At 56.5% G+C, this 14956-nt stretch carries 14 protein-coding genes; 1 reads left to right on the top strand and 13 read right to left on the bottom strand.

Translation table 11 applies throughout. The features are described from left to right. Positions 1 to 10 precede the first annotated feature (10 nt). The 12 genes from nuoL to ATHL_RS11115 all read right to left on the bottom strand — a co-directional run bounded on the left by nuoL (position 11) and on the right by ATHL_RS11115 (position 11403). A complete protein-coding gene (gene nuoL, locus ATHL_RS11170; RefSeq protein ID WP_201797966.1) occupies positions 11 to 1987 on the bottom strand; it encodes an NADH-quinone oxidoreductase subunit L in 1977 nt (658 codons plus the stop codon). Between the two features lie 8 nt (positions 1988 to 1995). Next, complete coding sequence (nuoK, locus tag ATHL_RS11165) at positions 1996 to 2304, bottom strand: NADH-quinone oxidoreductase subunit NuoK (RefSeq protein ID WP_062193642.1); 309 nt, start codon at positions 2302 to 2304, stop codon at positions 1996 to 1998. Continuing rightward, positions 2301 to 2846, bottom strand: a complete 546-nt coding sequence (locus tag ATHL_RS11160; RefSeq protein ID WP_062193639.1) for an NADH-quinone oxidoreductase subunit J family protein — start codon at positions 2844 to 2846, stop codon at positions 2301 to 2303. Before ATHL_RS11160 ends, nuoK begins: the two co-directional genes overlap by 4 nt. A 19-nt stretch (positions 2847 to 2865) precedes the next feature. Then, positions 2866 to 3357 (bottom strand): NADH-quinone oxidoreductase subunit NuoI, encoded by a 492-nt coding sequence (gene nuoI, locus ATHL_RS11155; protein ID WP_062193637.1) that lies wholly within the window; start codon positions 3355 to 3357, stop codon positions 2866 to 2868. 33 nt (positions 3358 to 3390) lie between these two features. Next, positions 3391 to 4422, bottom strand: coding sequence for an NADH-quinone oxidoreductase subunit NuoH (gene nuoH / locus ATHL_RS11150; RefSeq protein ID WP_062193634.1), 1032 nt, complete (start codon positions 4420 to 4422; stop codon positions 3391 to 3393). A 52-nt stretch (positions 4423 to 4474) separates the two neighbouring features. Further along, positions 4475 to 6967 carry an NADH-quinone oxidoreductase subunit NuoG gene (gene nuoG, locus ATHL_RS11145; protein ID WP_062193631.1) on the bottom strand — a complete coding sequence of 831 codons (2493 nt, stop codon included), beginning with the start codon at positions 6965 to 6967 and terminating at the stop codon, positions 4475 to 4477. Between the two features lie 51 nt (positions 6968 to 7018). Continuing rightward, a complete protein-coding gene (nuoF, locus tag ATHL_RS11140; protein ID WP_062193620.1) occupies positions 7019 to 8302 on the bottom strand; it encodes an NADH-quinone oxidoreductase subunit NuoF in 1284 nt (427 codons plus the stop codon). Then, a complete protein-coding gene (locus ATHL_RS11135; protein ID WP_084001383.1) occupies positions 8299 to 8817 on the bottom strand; it encodes an NADH-quinone oxidoreductase subunit NuoE family protein in 519 nt (172 codons plus the stop codon). The genes nuoF and ATHL_RS11135 overlap by 4 nt, the downstream gene beginning before the upstream one ends. Then, entirely contained in the window at positions 8814 to 9968 is a 1155-nt protein-coding gene (gene nuoD, locus ATHL_RS11130) for an NADH dehydrogenase (quinone) subunit D (RefSeq protein WP_420807575.1), read from the bottom strand. The genes ATHL_RS11135 and nuoD overlap by 4 nt, the downstream gene beginning before the upstream one ends. Positions 9969 to 10055: 87 nt before the next feature. Then, positions 10056 to 10568: an NADH-quinone oxidoreductase subunit C gene (locus tag ATHL_RS11125; protein WP_062193726.1), complete on the bottom strand. Its 513-nt coding sequence runs from the start codon at positions 10566 to 10568 to the stop codon at positions 10056 to 10058. Between the two features lie 5 nt (positions 10569 to 10573). After that, on the bottom strand, positions 10574 to 11056 hold the full coding sequence (locus ATHL_RS11120) for an NADH-quinone oxidoreductase subunit B (protein WP_062193614.1): 483 nt from the start codon (positions 11054 to 11056) through the stop codon (positions 10574 to 10576). Beyond that, positions 11047 to 11403 (bottom strand): NADH-quinone oxidoreductase subunit A, encoded by a 357-nt coding sequence (locus ATHL_RS11115; protein ID WP_062193612.1) that lies wholly within the window; start codon positions 11401 to 11403, stop codon positions 11047 to 11049. The genes ATHL_RS11120 and ATHL_RS11115 overlap by 10 nt, the downstream gene beginning before the upstream one ends. 316 nt (positions 11404 to 11719) lie before the next feature. Between ATHL_RS11115 and ATHL_RS11110 the strand changes: the two genes are divergently transcribed. Further along, positions 11720 to 12931 (top strand): helix-turn-helix domain-containing protein, encoded by a 1212-nt coding sequence (locus ATHL_RS11110; protein WP_062193610.1) that lies wholly within the window; start codon positions 11720 to 11722, stop codon positions 12929 to 12931. Between the two features lie 51 nt (positions 12932 to 12982). On the opposite strand, the gene ATHL_RS11105 is transcribed toward ATHL_RS11110, so the two are convergent. Further along, positions 12983 to 14827 carry a hypothetical protein gene (locus ATHL_RS11105; RefSeq protein WP_062193608.1) on the bottom strand — a complete coding sequence of 615 codons (1845 nt, stop codon included), beginning with the start codon at positions 14825 to 14827 and terminating at the stop codon, positions 12983 to 12985. Positions 14828 to 14956: the final 129 nt, after the last annotated feature.

Here is a 14956-nt window from a genome sequence, read left to right as displayed (position 1 = left end):
GGCTCCTCGATTAACGCACCAGGACGACATAGGTGAGAATGGCGACTACCCCGAACAGCACCACCAGGGCATACGAGCGCACAAAACCGTTCTGGAGGCGACGCAATAGTTCGGCGAAGAATTGCATCAGCCAGGCTAACCCTGCCGAGATCCCGTCAATGAGACCCTGGTCAATAGGGGAGGCCAGAAAGTGAGCCAGACGCTGATAAGGCCTTACGATAATGGCCTCGTAGAGTTCATCTACCTTCCAGCGGGCAGCGATCCCTTTCCAGAGAAAGCCGAGCCGCTCGAGGGGATCGGGCGAGTTGCTCTCGATGACCTGGCCGGTGACCAGGTAAACCAGGTAGGCGGTTCCCAGCCCACCCAGTGCGATGAGCACTGAAATCAACGCTGTGAGTGGTGAGAACACGGCGGGGGGAAGCCCTTCGAGGGTATGTTCGAGCCAGTGGTCCAGTGTCCACAGACCTGGGAAGTTAATCAGCCCCCCGAGCACGGTGAGGATGGCAAGCAGAATGAGAGGAAGGAGGATGATGGCCCCGTTTTCGGTCGAGGCGCCCGCTGCACGGGTGCGGACGGTTCCGCCGAAGACCAGAATGAGTTGACGCCCCATATAAAGAGCAGTCAGGAAGGCAGTCAGCAGGAGGATCCAGAAAACGAGGTTGTGGTACTGGTCGGCGGCATGGAGAATTTCGTCCTTGGAGAAGAAGCCCGCCAGAGGTGGTATTCCTGAAAGGGCCAGTGCCCCGATAAGATACACCCAGTAGGTGGTGGGCATGCGGTCGCGCAATCCGCCCATATTCCGCATGTCCTGGGGATCAAAACCAGCCGATTTGTGACCCGATTCGTCGAATTGATGGGCGCGTTCATGGCCTTTTTCCATGCCAAGGATCACAGACCCGGCGGCCAGGAAGAGTAAGGCTTTAAAAAAGGCGTGGGTTATCAGGTGGAACATGGCTGCCACGCTGGCTCCCATACCGGCAGCGGCCACCATGAATCCCAGCTGGCTGATGGTGGAGTAGGCCAGCACTTTTTTGATGTCGAACTGGCCAAGGGCAATGGTGGCAGCAAAGAAGGCCGTCAGTGCCCCTACCCAGGTCACTGTCGCCTGGGCTACAGGGGCCAGGACGAAAAGCGGGGTAGAGCGGATGATCAGATACACCCCCGCAGTAACCATCGTGGCGGCATGGATTAAAGCTGAAACGGGTGTTGGACCGGCCATGGCATCAGGAAGCCAGACGTAAAGAGGGATCTGAGCGGATTTTCCGGTTACACCGAGGAGCATAAAGAGAGTCATGGCCAGCAACACCCCTGGTGCAGCAGCGGCCAGTGCGGGAGCTTTCTCGAAGACCACGGAGAAGTCTAATGAGCCGAAGTTCGCAACCATGAGAAAGAGGGCAATGAGCAGACCAAAATCACCAATGCGGTTGACGATGAAGGCTTTTTTAGCTGCACGGGCATTGGCAATCCCGTCTTTTCCCTTTTCAAACCAGAAACCGATCAGCAGGTATGAACACAGGCCTACACCTTCCCAGCCTACGAAAAGCATAAGGAAGTTGTCGGCGCTGACCAGGATCATCATGGCAGCGATGAAGAGGTTAAGATAGACGAAAAAGCGGGTGAAGCGCCCCGGGTCTCCCTGATGGTGTACGTCAGCGTGCATGTAGCCAATGGCATAAAGATGGATCAGGGTACCTATGCCGGCTACCACCAGCATCATGGTAACGGAGAGGGTATCCACGCGAAAGGCCCAGCGCGCGGAAAAATCGCCAAGGGTGATCCAGTCCACAAAGGGGACCACTACGGGGTGGGGATCACGGGAAAGCCCCACTGCCAGGAGTACCGCCACCACAAAAGAACCCCCGGCTGCCAGGGTAGCCAGCGCTCCACTGAAGGCTTCACCGAGACGCCTGCCGAGGAGCAGGTTGATCGATAACCCAATGACGGGAATGAGCACTACCCAGGGGACGAGCGAAAAAATGGGCATCATTCCTCCTCTCAGCCTTTCAGGGAGTTCATCTGATCAATATCAATGCTGCGCTTGGTGCGGAAAATTTCCACCATCAGTGCCAGCCCAATGGCTACCTCGGCCGCAGCTACCGTCATCACAAAAAAGACCACCACCTGGGCAGAAATTGTCTGGTACATGCGCGCAAAGGTGATGAAGGCCAGGTTCCCTGCATTGAACATCAATTCCAGAGACATGAAAACCACCAGAGCATTCCGACGCAGGAGCACCCCCAGGATACCCAGGGAGAAAAGAATGGCTGAAAGGATGAGGTAATATTCGGCGGGTATGGTGTTCATTTCCGCTCCTGAGTGTCTCGTTTATACAGATCACGGCGGCTTACGCCTGCCTGTTGGGGCCGGGCGAGCACGATGGCCCCGACCACTGCTACCAGTAATATGATGGCAGTGATCTCAAAGGGCAGAGCGTACTGGGTGAAGAGGACCTTGCCGATTTCCACCGGCTCACCGTATCCCCTCGGGGGGAGATCGATAAGGGCAAGGGTTCCACCGAGGCGGTTAATGTTGACGGCGAAATCTGCTACCAGCAGAATCACCAGCGGGAAGGCCAGAAAGCGTTGCCAGCGCAAGGGTTCTCCGCCGGGAAGTTTTTCGGCGCCGAGCAGCATAATCACAAAGAGAAACAATACCACGACTGACCCGGCATAGACGGTGATCTGAGAAAGGGCGATAAACGGCGCCCCCAGGATCAGGTACAGAATGGCCACGGTACCGAAATTCAGCACGAGGAAAAGCGCGGAGTAAATGGCATTGCGGGTGACCAACATGCTGACGGCTGTTCCAACGGCAACGAAGGCCAGGACGATGAAAACAATCAGCATTGCATTTTCCTCCTTGGGGTCAATCCTGTGGGTCTTTCATGGCCGGAACTGCACGGGTATATACGCCCGGCTCGGTTCGTTGAGGGGTGGGTTTGCCGCCCTCCGGCACTGGCTCAAGGAGCATATCTTTGGTGTAAATGGCCGATTGCCGGGTGGTGAACGATAATTCGTACTGGTCGCCCAGGACGATGGCTTCGGTAGGGCAGGCGTCTTCACAGAAACCACAGAAGATGCAACGTAACATGTTGATCTCGTAAACGCGGGCGTAGCGTTCTCCGGGGGAATAACGTTCGTCATCGGTGTTTTCTGCCGCCTCGACAAAGATGGCATCTGCAGGGCAAGCGGCGGCACATAAAGCACACCCGATGCACTTTTCCAGTCCGTTGTCGTAGCGCTTCAGTTCATGACGACCTCTGAAGCGCGGTCGGACGGGACGCTTTTCTTCAGGATATTGAATGGTTACCGGTTTCGATGCCCATTCTTTCAGGGTAGTTAAGAGACCTTTGAACATACAGGCTCCTTTCGGGGTGCCGGGTATGGCTCCTCATTGCACCAGTAATACCACCACTGCTGTCACCAGCACACTGAGCAGTGAAAGTGGGAAAAGGATCTTCCAGCCAAAAGCCATCAGGCGGTCGTAACGAATGCGCGGCAGGGTTGAGCGCACCCAGACAAAACCAAACAACAGCACGATGACCTTGGCAAGTAGCACAAACGGGCCGAGATAGGGGATGATCGGGCCGATAACCGGGAGTTTCTCAAACCAACCCTGGAATGGTAACAGGTATCCTCCCAGGAAGAGTGTGGCAAAGATCATGGAAACCGCGATCATCTTGATGTACTCTGCCATGAAGAAAAGGGCAAACTTCATCCCGGAATATTCTGAATGGTAACCGGCGGTGAGTTCCTGTTCGGCCTCGGGCATATCAAAGGGGGCACGGTTGACTTCTGCATACATTGTGATGGCCAGGATAATAGCCGCGCCGGGTTGGAGAAATATGTACCAGAGTCCGCGCTGTTTTTCGACGATGTCCACCAGGCTCAACGATCCGCTTAATAAAACGGGCACCACGAAGCAGAATCCCATGGCAATTTCATAGCTGATCATCTGGGCGGTGGAGCGCAGGCCGCCCAGGGTGGCGTATTTATTGTTCGATGACCAGCCCGCCAGGGTGATCCCGTATACTGAAATAGAAGTGACTGCCATGACATAAAGCAGGGCCACATTAATATCGGCCAGGTAAAGAGGGATGGCGCGCCCGCCGAGCCGAATGACACTTCCCCAGGGGACGACCGCGGTCACGATCAAAGAAGGGATGACCGTAATAATTGGGGCAAGGATGAAAATGACCTTGTCAGCTGAGGCCGGGATCAGTTCTTCTTTGAAGATCAATTTGATGCCATCGGCCACGGGCTGTAACAACCCAAAGGGACCGGCCCGGTTGGGGCCAATGCGGGTTTGAAATCTGGCGATCATCCGGCGCTCGAAAAGGGTGAGGTATGCAAACCCAGCCGTGAGAGCAAGCAAGATGAAAACCGATTTGAGTACCCATTCCAGAATCAATGCGCCATCCATCGTTGTTTTGCCTTTCGCAGAAGGAATACCGTAGTGGAAAGGGAAGGGATGATCATGATACGATTTCCCTGATTACCGGTTCGAGTTTGACCCCGTGCGGAGAGGAGACCGGGAGGCCGCAACTGCGGGGGATCAATGCGGCCCCTTCGGGCAGGGTTTCATCCAGCCTGACGGGAACGCTGTATTCCTTGCCGCCTAACTGAAGCCGCGCGGGTTGTCCATCTTTAAGGTTGAAGCGCTCGGCGGTTGCCGGATGAAGGGATACTTCGGCACGGGCCAGTCGCTCTCTGAGCAGGGTCGAAGGAGTGACGGTTGTGCCATGATCGTACAAACGCACTACCGGCACCAACCAGACCAGCCCCTCGGCGTTCATCCTGTCCAGGTCAAAGGTATGCTCTGGCATACGCCCGGCCCACGTGGCAGGCGGGTGCCAGCCTTCTTTTTGAGAGGCGGCGCTCAGGGTGCAGCCCAATCCCTCGCGGTTCTCATAGGTGGTTCCACCGTAATAGAGATCACCCCGGCCAACGATAGGCCATTGGGGAGCAGTTTCGGCCAGGCGGGTGTAATCCAATCCACGGAAAGATGAAACGCTGGTGGCCAGATCGCGGAAGATGAGCGCCGGAGCGCGCCCTTCCAAAGGTAAACCGAGCTTCTCACCAAGCTGTGCAAGGATGGCATAATCGGGGCGGGTTTCGGGGAGGGGCTCAATGACCGGATAGAAACGCTGAACGCGCCGTTCTCCTGAGGTGAAGGTACCCTCCCGTTCGAAATGGGCTTGAGCCGGGAAGACCACATGGGCTTTGCGGGCGGTTTCGGTGAGGAAAAGTTCCTGCACGATGATAAAACTGGCTTTTTCCATGGCTTCAGCCAGAGTGGGGTCGTCTCCGGCCGGGTCGGCAGCCACAATGTAAAGTGTTCCTGCCTCAGCCAGATTCCGCGCCAGGTTCCCCGAGGGATGAATCCCCAGTTCCCAGGCGCCCTGCGTGTTGGCATGGAGCCAGACGGGCACCAGCCCGTTGTTGGGGCGAGAAAAGTGGCCGGTTTGAATAAGGAGGCCTGTACAGGCCTGTGCCAGGGCGCTGGTGCCAAGCATATCCATGCCCTCGCCGCCATAGAAGATGACGGCGTTTTGAGCTTCGGAAAATTCGGGGAATTTTCCATCCAGGAATTGCTGGATCACATCCAGCTCTTCTCCGTATCGGTAACGGATGACCCGTGTGGCGAATCGTTCAAGCCGGGTAGGGCGAGCACCAGCTACGATGAGGGAAGCCCCGCGTTTGGCGGCGGCCTTCAGGCGCAGCCACCAGAGAGGAGCCTGCTGATGGAGATCGGCCGCAATGACCAGAATGGCATCCCCTTTGCCCAGGTCTGCCAGGTTACTTCCGGGGGTCAATCCAACCTGAGATACCAGGTCGCCACCCCCCATACAGGTTGAGAGAAGGACCTTACCGCCAAGGGTGTCAGCCAGCCTGCGCAGGGTGAAAAGATCTTCATTAGGGAGACGTCCCCCGGCCAGGGCTACCAGTTCCCCACCGGTTGAGCGAATTCCATCTGCGGCGGCGGCCAGAGCCTCTTCCCAGCTAACCGTAACAAGCTCATCTCCACGGCGAACCATGGGACGGGTGAGGCGGTTGGGGCTTTCGGCGTAATGATAGGCAAAACGGCCCTTGTCGCAGAGCCAGATCTCATTGACGTTTTCGTTCTGGCGGGGCATTACCCGCTTGATCACCAGTTTTCCTCCCTGAGCGGCTTCCCGGCGCACGTTGACGGTCAGGTTACAACCCACCGGGCAATGATTGCACAGCGAAGCCGCGGGTTTCAGTTCCCAGGGACGAGCGCCAAAGCGGAAGTCTGCAGTGGTGAGAGCCCCCACGGGACAGATGTCGGTGGTGTTTCCGGAGAAGATGGAATCGAAACCGGGCTGAGAGAAGGTGACGATTTGCAGTGCTCGTCCCCGCTGGCTGAAGCCAAGGACGGGATCATCGGCAATTTCGTTTTCGAAGCGCACACAACGCGCACATTGAATGCAGCGTTCGCGATCGAGGTAAATTAGCTCGCCAAGGGGTACATGCTTGGCCAGGTGCATCTTCTCTTCAAAAATAAAGCGGCTTTCTGCAGGGCCGTACCCCATTGTCAGATTTTGCAGGGGGCATTCTCCGCCTTTGTCGCAAATGGGGCAATCGAGCGGATGAGACGTAAGGAGAAATTCCAGCACGTCTTTCCGAGCCGAGGCTACCTTCTGGCTCTGGGTGATCACTACCATTCCGTCGGTGACCGGCGTGGTACAGGCGGTGTCAAGCTTGGGGCCAAATTGAATGCGCGGATTCCCGTTTTCATCCATGACGGGCTGACCGCTGGCACGGTCGATCATCGGACGCCCGATATCTACCAGGCACATCCGACACATTCCTACCGGTTCCATTTTGGGATGGTAGCAAAAGACCGGGATATCAATGCCGATTTTTTTGGCAGCGTCTACCACCAGCGTACCCGGCGGTACGCTCACGGTCTGTCCATCGATGGTCAGGGTGATTTCTTTTGGCATGCAAACCCTCTCGATAAATTCAAGGTTCTACGGGCATTGCTCGGTGGCAGATTAACCACCCGTTGCAGTGCTCCCCGAACCGTTGACGTGATGTTCAAAGTCGCTTCGGAATTGCCGAATGCCTGTAGTGACGGCCATGACCGAAAATTCACCCAGCGCGCACAGGCACTTCCCGGCAATTTGATTGGCAACGGTCTCCAGCAGGGAGATGTCTTCAGGGGTGGCCCGGCCATTGATGATGCGCTGAGCCAGCCGGTTCATCCAGAAGGTGCCTTCGCGGCAGGGGGTACACTTTCCGCAGGACTCGTGTTTGAAGAAGTTGACTGTCTTGCTCACCAGCCAGGCAAAATCGACGGAGTCATCGAGTACGATCACCGAAGCGGAACCAAGTTGTGAGCCAATGGCAGCCACCGATTCGTAATCCATAGGGGTATCGAGGAGACGATCCTCGGTGATCGAAATGATGGCTGAAGAAGCCCCGGCTGGCATAATGCCCCGCACCTGACGGCCTTCTGGCACACCGCCGCCGTGGGTGTAAATCAATTCGCGGAAGGTGGTGCCGAGGGGCAATTCATAATTCCCGGGGCGGTTCACACACCCTGAGAGAGAGAAAATCTTGACACCCGGGCTGCGTTCAGTGCCCATCGATTTGTACCAGGCCGCTCCCTTTTCGAGGATCAAAGGCAGGTTGGTGAGGGTCTCTACGTTGTTGATGACGGTGGGTTTTCCGTAAAGCCCCACGACTGCCGGGAAGGGCGGACGCAGGCGCGGCTGGCCAAGTTTTCCTTCCAGGGATTCCAGCAGGGCGGTCTCTTCACCGCATATATAGGCGCCGGCGCCCAGGTGGGTGCGCAGTTGTAATGAGTAAGGGGTGCCAAAGAGGTTTTCTCCCAGGAAGCCGGCCTTTTCAAGCTCGGCGATTTTTTCATCCAGACGGTGAGCAATTTGCCAGAACTCACCCCTCAGGTAGATGTATGCCAGGTTGGCCTGTACGGCGTAGCTGGCGATCATCACCCCTTCAAGAAGCTGGAAGGGGTTGCCTTCCAGGATTTCTCGATCTTTAAAAGTGCCTGGCTCAGACTCGTCGGCGTTACAGACCACGTAATGCGGCCAGAGGTTGTTGGGTAAAAAGCTCCATTTAATTCCTGTAGGGAAGCCTGCACCGCCGCGCCCCCGCAACCCTGAAGCCTTAACTTCATCGATGACCTGAGCGGGCTGCATCTGAGTGACCACTTTTTTGAAAGCTTCAAACCCGCCATGCTGTAAATAAACTTCCAGCTGATCAAGGTTGGCGATTTCTCGATGGCGAAGTAAGAGGTGGGGGGTAGTGGTCATGACCGATCCTCCTTCGCGGCTACCCGGGCACGAACTTCTTCGATCCATGCCATGGCCAGTTCCACGCTCTGGTTTTCGTGGTAGACGATCTCGCCATCGCCCTGTACCTGGAAAACGGGTGCCCGATGACAGGCGGCCAGGCATTTGACGGCCTCAACGGTAAAGAGTCCGTCAGGGGTCGTGCCGCCTTCCTCAATCCCGAGGCGCTCGCACAGTTCCTGCAGGAAACGGTCCGCTCCACGCAAAGCACAGGGCAGGTCGGTGCAGACCTGAATGCGGTAACGGCCTCCGGGTTCGTCGTAGTAGAGGGTGTAGAACCCGACGATCGAAGCGACATCGGTGGTGGAAATTTCGAGGATTTCGGCAATATCCTGTAGCGCCTGACGTGGAACGTAGTTCGCTTCGCGCTGAGCCAGATAGAGTAAAGGCATCACTGCCGAGCGTTTGAATTCTGGCGGATATTTGGCGAGAATTTGCTGGACTTCTTCAGGGTATTTTTGGAGCAGCTGGTTCACCGGTCGGCATCTCCCAGAACGATATCAATGCTACCAATGGCGGCAACTACATCGGCGACAAAATGCCCACGGGTGAGGATGGGCATAATTTGCAGGTTGGCAAAGGTGGGGGTGCGGAAATGAACCCGGTAGGGTTTGGGACCGCCATCGGATTCGAGAAATACCCCCAGTTCTCCCCGTGGAGACTCGGTGGCTACATACACACTGCCGGGCGGTGCTGAAAAGCCCTCGGTCCACAGTTTGAAGTGGTGGATGAGTGCTTCCATGCTGGTGCCGATTTCCGAACGGGGAGGCGGGACGAATTTACGCTTGTTGCTCCGCACAGGCCCGAAGGGGAGTTTATTCAGGGCCTGACGGATGATCTTGAGCGATTCGGCCATTTCGTCCATGCGCACGGCGTAACGAGCATAAATGTCACCCTCGGTGCGGGTGGGGATGTTGAAGTCGTACTGCTCATATCCTGAGTAAGGAAGGGCTTTTCGCAGGTCATAGGCCATGCCGCTGGCACGTAAAATGGGGCCGGTAATGCCGTAAGCCACACATTCATCCCGGGTGATGATGGAAATTCCCCTGGTTCGTTCGATAAAAAGCTCGTTGGTATCAAGCAGGGCGTGGTATTTATCAAGCTCGCGGGGGAAGGCGTCAATGAACTGGCTCACCGCATCCTCAAACTCAACCGGCACATCCCTCCAGAGGCCACCGGGGCGGATGTAGGTGGTCATCATGCGCTGGCCGGAGACCATCTCGAAAATATCGAGGATCTTTTCACGCTCACGCATACAGTAGAGGAAAATGGACATGGCCGCCAGGTCGAGGCCAGAAGTGCCCAGCCAGAGAAGGTGGGAATTGAGGCGGGTCAGCTCGGCAAGGATAACGCGAATGGCCTGTGCCCGGGGGGGGACATCGATTTCGCATAGTTTTTCAACGGCCAGGCAGTAGGTGAGGTTGTTGCCAAGCGGATTAAGATAATCCAGCCGGTCTGTCATGACCTCAGCCTTCTGATAGGTTTTGGCTTCCATGTTTTTCTCAACCCCGGTATGGAGGAAGCCGATATCGGGCACACAGCTGACCACAATTTCACCATCCAGCTCCAGCAGCAGGCGCAGCACACCGTGGGTTGAGGGGTGCTGCGGCCCCATGTTAAGCAACATGGTGTCGCCTTCCAGGGCACGCTCGGAGACCAGATGGCGGAGTTCATCAACCGACACTTCACGAATTTCTGTCATGCGCTTTCTCCGTTATTCCTTAGGATGGGGCTTGCGCACGCTGATCTGATCGAAGTTAAAGGTGTATTGCACTTCTTCGTAGCCCAGCGGGTAATCCTTACGCAGGGGGTGCCCCTGCCAGTCCTGAGGCATGATAATTCGGCGCATATCGGAGTGCCCCGTGAAGGTGATTCCAAACATATCGTACACCTCACGCTCGTACCAGTTTGCGCCAGGGTAAACACCTTCCACGGTAGAAAGCCGCGGAGCGTTGCCGTCCAGGGGGACACGCACACACAGTACGAGGGACTTTGCCAGGACGCGAACGTGATACACTACATGGAAACGCGGGGTCTGCCGGGGGAAATAATCTACCGCGGTTACATCCACCAGCTGGTCGAAGCCGAACTCATCGCGCAGGGTGCGCATCAGCTCGACGATAGATTCAGCCGGGGTGATGAGGGTGACCTCGCCGCGAAATTCCTGCACCGAAGCCGCGAAGCGATCACGGGCAGCGTTGACGGCCAACTGGAGCTTTTCGTCCATGCTTCTTACCCCCATTTGGTGAACTTTTCCTGTTTGACTTTTTCGTGCAGGGTCATAATGCCGTGGATCAATCCCTCGGGGCGAGGGGGACAACCAGCCACGTACACGTCAACGGGCACAATTTCGTCAACCCCCTGAAGGATTGCGTAATTATTGAACACTCCCCCGCAGGACGCACAGTCGCCCATGGCAATGACCCATTTGGGATTGGGCATCTGGTCATAAAGTTGACGCAGGACGGGAGCCATTTTACGGCTGACCCGTCCGGCGACGATCATCAGATCGGATTGACGGGGACTGGCGCGCATTAATTCCATGCCAAAACGGCTCATATCATAATGAGAGGCCTGCGCCGCCATCATTTCAATGGCACAACAGGCCAGCCCAAAGAGCATCGGCCACATGGCATTGGTACGTGCCCAGTTGACCACCTGTTCCAGGTTTGTGGTGACGATGCCCAGGTTGCCGAGTTTCTGTTCTATTCCCATTCAAGCGCTCCTTTCTTCCAGGCAAACAGATGAGCTACCTCTAAAATAATGACAAAGATGATCATGAGCGCCAGCCCCGGCAGGCCAAGTTCACGAAAAGCGACAGCCCACGGGAGGAAGAAGACCACCTCGATATCAAAAAGAATAAAAAGCACGGCGACGAGATAATAGCGCACGTGAATACGCCGCGCGCCCGGGCCGTAAGGCACCATGCCCGATTCGTAAGGCATGGCCTTCTTCTCGCTTGGACGACGCGGCCCAAAGAGTGTGCCCAGAAGGATGACCAGGACACCCAGAATGATGGAGAACACAATGATAATTACAAGGGGAAGATAATCATCAAGCATGGGAAAATCCTTCCAAGCTTATCAAATTACTCTTGCTAGAAAATGAGTATAACACAGGTTAGGCATGGTGGCAAATTTCACAATCCTCCAAATTGGATGATTTTTGTCGTGTGATGGGGGTTTGGAAAGTAATTCCGGGAGGTTTATGGAGAGACTCAATGGGCAGTTGAGACTGCAGGAGCGAGATTCAACCAGCGGTTGTTTGATTTTTCTCCCGGCGTTTGATACAGTGAGATTGTCGTTTGGAACTGCGCGCAGCTCTCCTTTTCCGGGGCAGATACCGGAAGATAATTTCTGAAAGAGAAAGGATGACTCAATGATCGACCCAAAGAAAACCGGAGCCTGTATTTCGCAATTACGTCGGCAGCGAGACTGGACCCAGAGCGAACTCGCCGAGCGCCTCCACGTGACTCCGCAGGCCGTCTCCCGCTGGGAAACCGGTGAGTCTTTCCCGGATATTACCACCCTGGCTGAAATTGCGCGGGTTTTTCGCGTGAGCGTGGATCACCTGCTCAACGGCGGTGCGGGAGGTCTTTTCCGTGATCGAAGCCGAACGGTTGCGGGCGAGCTGGCCCAGGAGATCGCGGAAGGAAATCTGGATCAGGCATCAAAGATGCTGGTAGAAAAGAAAGCCGATTTCCAGTCTTTGATCGAGCTCGCCCCTCTGACGCGCCCCAGCACGATGGATGCCGTTATCGAGAAAATGAAGGGCTTTCCCTTCAGCATGGAACAAATTGTAGAACTCGCGCCGTTTGTTAGCCAGGAACTTCTCAGTGAACTGGTGGAGGGCGTGGTGGACGGGAAAATGAACCGCGAATTATTAAGTAGCCTGGCTCCATTTCTCAGCCGCGAGACTCTCGATACCCTGGTGCATCGGGTCATGGAAGGGGAGATCAGCCCGGATTTCTTAATGGAACTGGCTCCCTTTTTAAGCAAGAACACCCTTAACCAGCTGGTGGAGCAGGTAGGAGAAGGACGTTTGAGTGAGGAACAACTGGAAGAGCTGGCCCCTTTTCTGAGTAAAGAGGCCCTGGATTCCCTGGTGGATCGGGTGCTTAAGGGTGAGATTCAGGCAGAGCTTCTCTCTGGCCTGGCGCCTTTCCTGAGCACCGAAACCCTCGACCGTCTGGTGGATCGGGTTTGGGAAGGGTCTGTGGAGAGAGTGCATATTGAAGAACTGGCCCCCTTCCTCAAAGCGGAGACGCTGGAGAGGCTGGTTTTTGAAGCCGTGGATGGGAAAATTGACCTCCGGTTGCTCGAGTCGCTGGCGCCCTTCTTACGCAGGGAGGCTTTAGAACGGCTGGTTGACCGGGTCTCAGAAGAGGCTCTGGATGCAAACATTCTGGTGGAGCTGGCCCCGTTTTTCAGTCAGTCGGCGTTGCAGAAGATTCTTGGCCATGTGGCAGAAGGCACGATCAGTGCTGAGGTGGTGGTTGGGCTGGCGCCATTTCTGGATAAAACCATGCCGACTGAGTTAATCCGCAATTCAATTCGTGCCCATCCTCCAGAAGACCGCGAGGCTGCCTGATCTCTGAAATGGGTCGGCGAGGGCTGTTCAGTTCGAACAGCCCTCGTTTGTTTATGGGAGTTGTTCGATGGCGTAAATGGAGACTCCCTGTTGACGATAGAGGAGGGTCAGCCGGGGGCAGAAGTCTAACGGGGCGGACTGCAAACTGCCCTTGCCTTCGTGAATATACACATGCGTCAGCCGAGCCTCTCGCACAATTTCCCAAAAATCTGGAGTACACCCCTTCACCTGGCCGGCAAGGTGCGCAAGCCGGTTGATCTGTTCGATGGAGGAAGAGTCGAGCCACATGTAGGGGACGGGCGGAACGAGGGTATAAAAGCCGGCGTAAGGCATGAGCCAGTAACCGCCATCGGTGCCGCGGTAAATGTTTCCCTGCCAGGGAGTGGCATTAATGAAAAAGCGTGCATCCGAGGGCAGATTGGCCTGTGCCCAGCGCAGGGCATGCAGGTCGGCCCGGGTGGCAAGGACGGTGACGGGGTTGATGATGTTACGGTTTTCCCGGATGCCCCAGAGGAGGAGCAGAGAGGAGACGAGGATCATCGCGCCGGTCGCCAGCCGGGGGTGGGTACGCCGACCGAGCGCCGCACAGGCTCTGTCGATGAGATATACGAGGAGGATCGCGGCGGGGGCAAAAAGGACAATGGCGTACAGGTCGGGGCGGAATGGGCCCAGTTGAAGGAAAAAAGGCTGGGAGAAGAGAAGCATGAGGCTGCTCCAGGCGGCAAAAAGACGCAGGGAGGATGGGGCGGAAAGTCCGGCCAGAAGCAGTCCCAGCGCTGCGAAACCCAGAAGGATGTGGTTAGAGCGTGGGCCGAGCAGGCTGATCAGATAGTTCCAATCAGAAGACCGGACAGCCAGCCTGATTCCCTGTACGCGAGCCTGAGAAAGGTTATCCATCAAAGCGCGGAAGAGCCATGGAAAAGCCAGTATCCCGCCAGCCCATGCCCACCCGGCCAGTTCGAGCGGGGCAAGGTGCACTGACCGCCGTTTGATGGCCTGCCATAACCCGGGCAGGGCAAGCACAAAGAGAAATAGCACCAGAAAAACAATCGCCAGATACTGACTCAGACAGACCCCGGCTGTGAGCAGGGCAAAAAAGAGCCCAGCCCTGCGGTTGCCCGGATGACGGCGCACCTCGAGGGCAGCGGCCATGGCCGGAAAGAGAACTACCAGGCCGGTGGAAAGGGTGTAGCGTCCCCAGGTAGCGTAATAGGCGGGCATGTGGAACCCAAAGCCTGTCAACAGCCCTGCCAGGGCGGCGGCGGAACGGGGAATTTCCAAACCGCGTGCCAGGCGGTAAATGGAAAGAGCAATCAGAGCATTGATTGCCTGCCCCAGGAGGAGCACGGCCTGATCAGGCGAAAGCTGTGCCCAGCTTGCGAAGGAAGCGGCGAGCAAATGAAACCCGTAATGATAAGAAAATGGAGCATCCAGGTAGGGGTGTAAGTCGCCCGGAAGGCCACCCCTTTCGAGGATGACTCTGACAATCAGGGTGTGATGGACTGAGTCAACCCAGTTGGGAAGCACAAGGTTCCTCACCTGGTAAAGCCGAAACCAGAGGAGTGCCGCGATGCAGACCCCTGCCGCCAGGCCGTTGAACAAGGCGGGTAGCTTTTGACGCACAGGAAAGGGCGCAGAGCCGCGGTAAAGAAAACCTGTGACTGCACCGGCCAGACATAAGCCGTACAGAATGGCTGCTCCTGCGGCGCCGGGGTAAATGCCGAGCAGATTGAATAAGAGCCCGGCAAGACTCGTGAGCGAAATACTCAGGGCAATGGCGTCGGCCAGGAATTCGGCTGGCTCACGGGCGGGATCGAATGGACGCAGCCAGGCCATCCCTGCCAGACCGGGGATCAGGAGCACGATCAGCCCTGCTCCGAGGAGGATCAGGTTCATGGAACCCTCCAGTTCAGGGATAGGGAGGTTGGGTCGTCTCCGGGGGCGGCGGGTAGGCAGGTGGGGCAGCCGTGGGTGGAGCGATGGTTGGCGGGATAGAAGTGGGTGGGGTGGTTGGCGGCATACGCG

The sequence above is a fragment of the Anaerolinea thermolimosa genome (genome assembly GCF_001050195.2).
In the GTDB taxonomy this organism is placed as follows: Bacteria; Chloroflexota; Anaerolineae; order Anaerolineales; family Anaerolineaceae; genus Anaerolinea; species Anaerolinea thermolimosa.
This window is presented reverse-complemented; position numbering and strand designations above follow the sequence as displayed.

Excerpts from the sequence above, each read along its gene's own strand:
- nuoL (WP_201797966.1), bottom strand. The coding sequence starts at position 1,987 with ATGATGCCCATTTTTTCGCTCGTCCCCTGGGTAGTGCTCATTCCCGTC.
- nuoK (WP_062193642.1), bottom strand. The coding sequence starts at position 2,304 with ATGAACACCATACCCGCCGAATATTACCTCATCCTTTCAGCCATTCTT.
- ATHL_RS11160 (WP_062193639.1), bottom strand. The coding sequence starts at position 2,846 with ATGCTGATTGTTTTCATCGTCCTGGCCTTCGTTGCCGTTGGAACAGCC.
- nuoI (WP_062193637.1), bottom strand. The coding sequence starts at position 3,357 with ATGTTCAAAGGTCTCTTAACTACCCTGAAAGAATGGGCATCGAAACCG.
- nuoH (WP_062193634.1), bottom strand. The coding sequence starts at position 4,422 with ATGGATGGCGCATTGATTCTGGAATGGGTACTCAAATCGGTTTTCATC.
- nuoG (WP_062193631.1), bottom strand. The coding sequence starts at position 6,967 with ATGCCAAAAGAAATCACCCTGACCATCGATGGACAGACCGTGAGCGTA.
- nuoF (WP_062193620.1), bottom strand. The coding sequence starts at position 8,302 with ATGACCACTACCCCCCACCTCTTACTTCGCCATCGAGAAATCGCCAAC.
- nuoD (WP_420807575.1), bottom strand. The coding sequence starts at position 9,968 with ATGTTGCTTAACATGGGGCCGCAGCACCCCTCAACCCACGGTGTGCTG.
- ATHL_RS11125 (WP_062193726.1), bottom strand. The coding sequence starts at position 10,568 with ATGGACGAAAAGCTCCAGTTGGCCGTCAACGCTGCCCGTGATCGCTTC.
- ATHL_RS11120 (WP_062193614.1), bottom strand. The coding sequence starts at position 11,056 with ATGGGAATAGAACAGAAACTCGGCAACCTGGGCATCGTCACCACAAAC.
- ATHL_RS11115 (WP_062193612.1), bottom strand. The coding sequence starts at position 11,403 with ATGCTTGATGATTATCTTCCCCTTGTAATTATCATTGTGTTCTCCATC.
- ATHL_RS11110 (WP_062193610.1), top strand. The coding sequence starts at position 11,720 with ATGATCGACCCAAAGAAAACCGGAGCCTGTATTTCGCAATTACGTCGG.
- ATHL_RS11105 (WP_062193608.1), bottom strand. The coding sequence starts at position 14,827 with ATGAACCTGATCCTCCTCGGAGCAGGGCTGATCGTGCTCCTGATCCCC.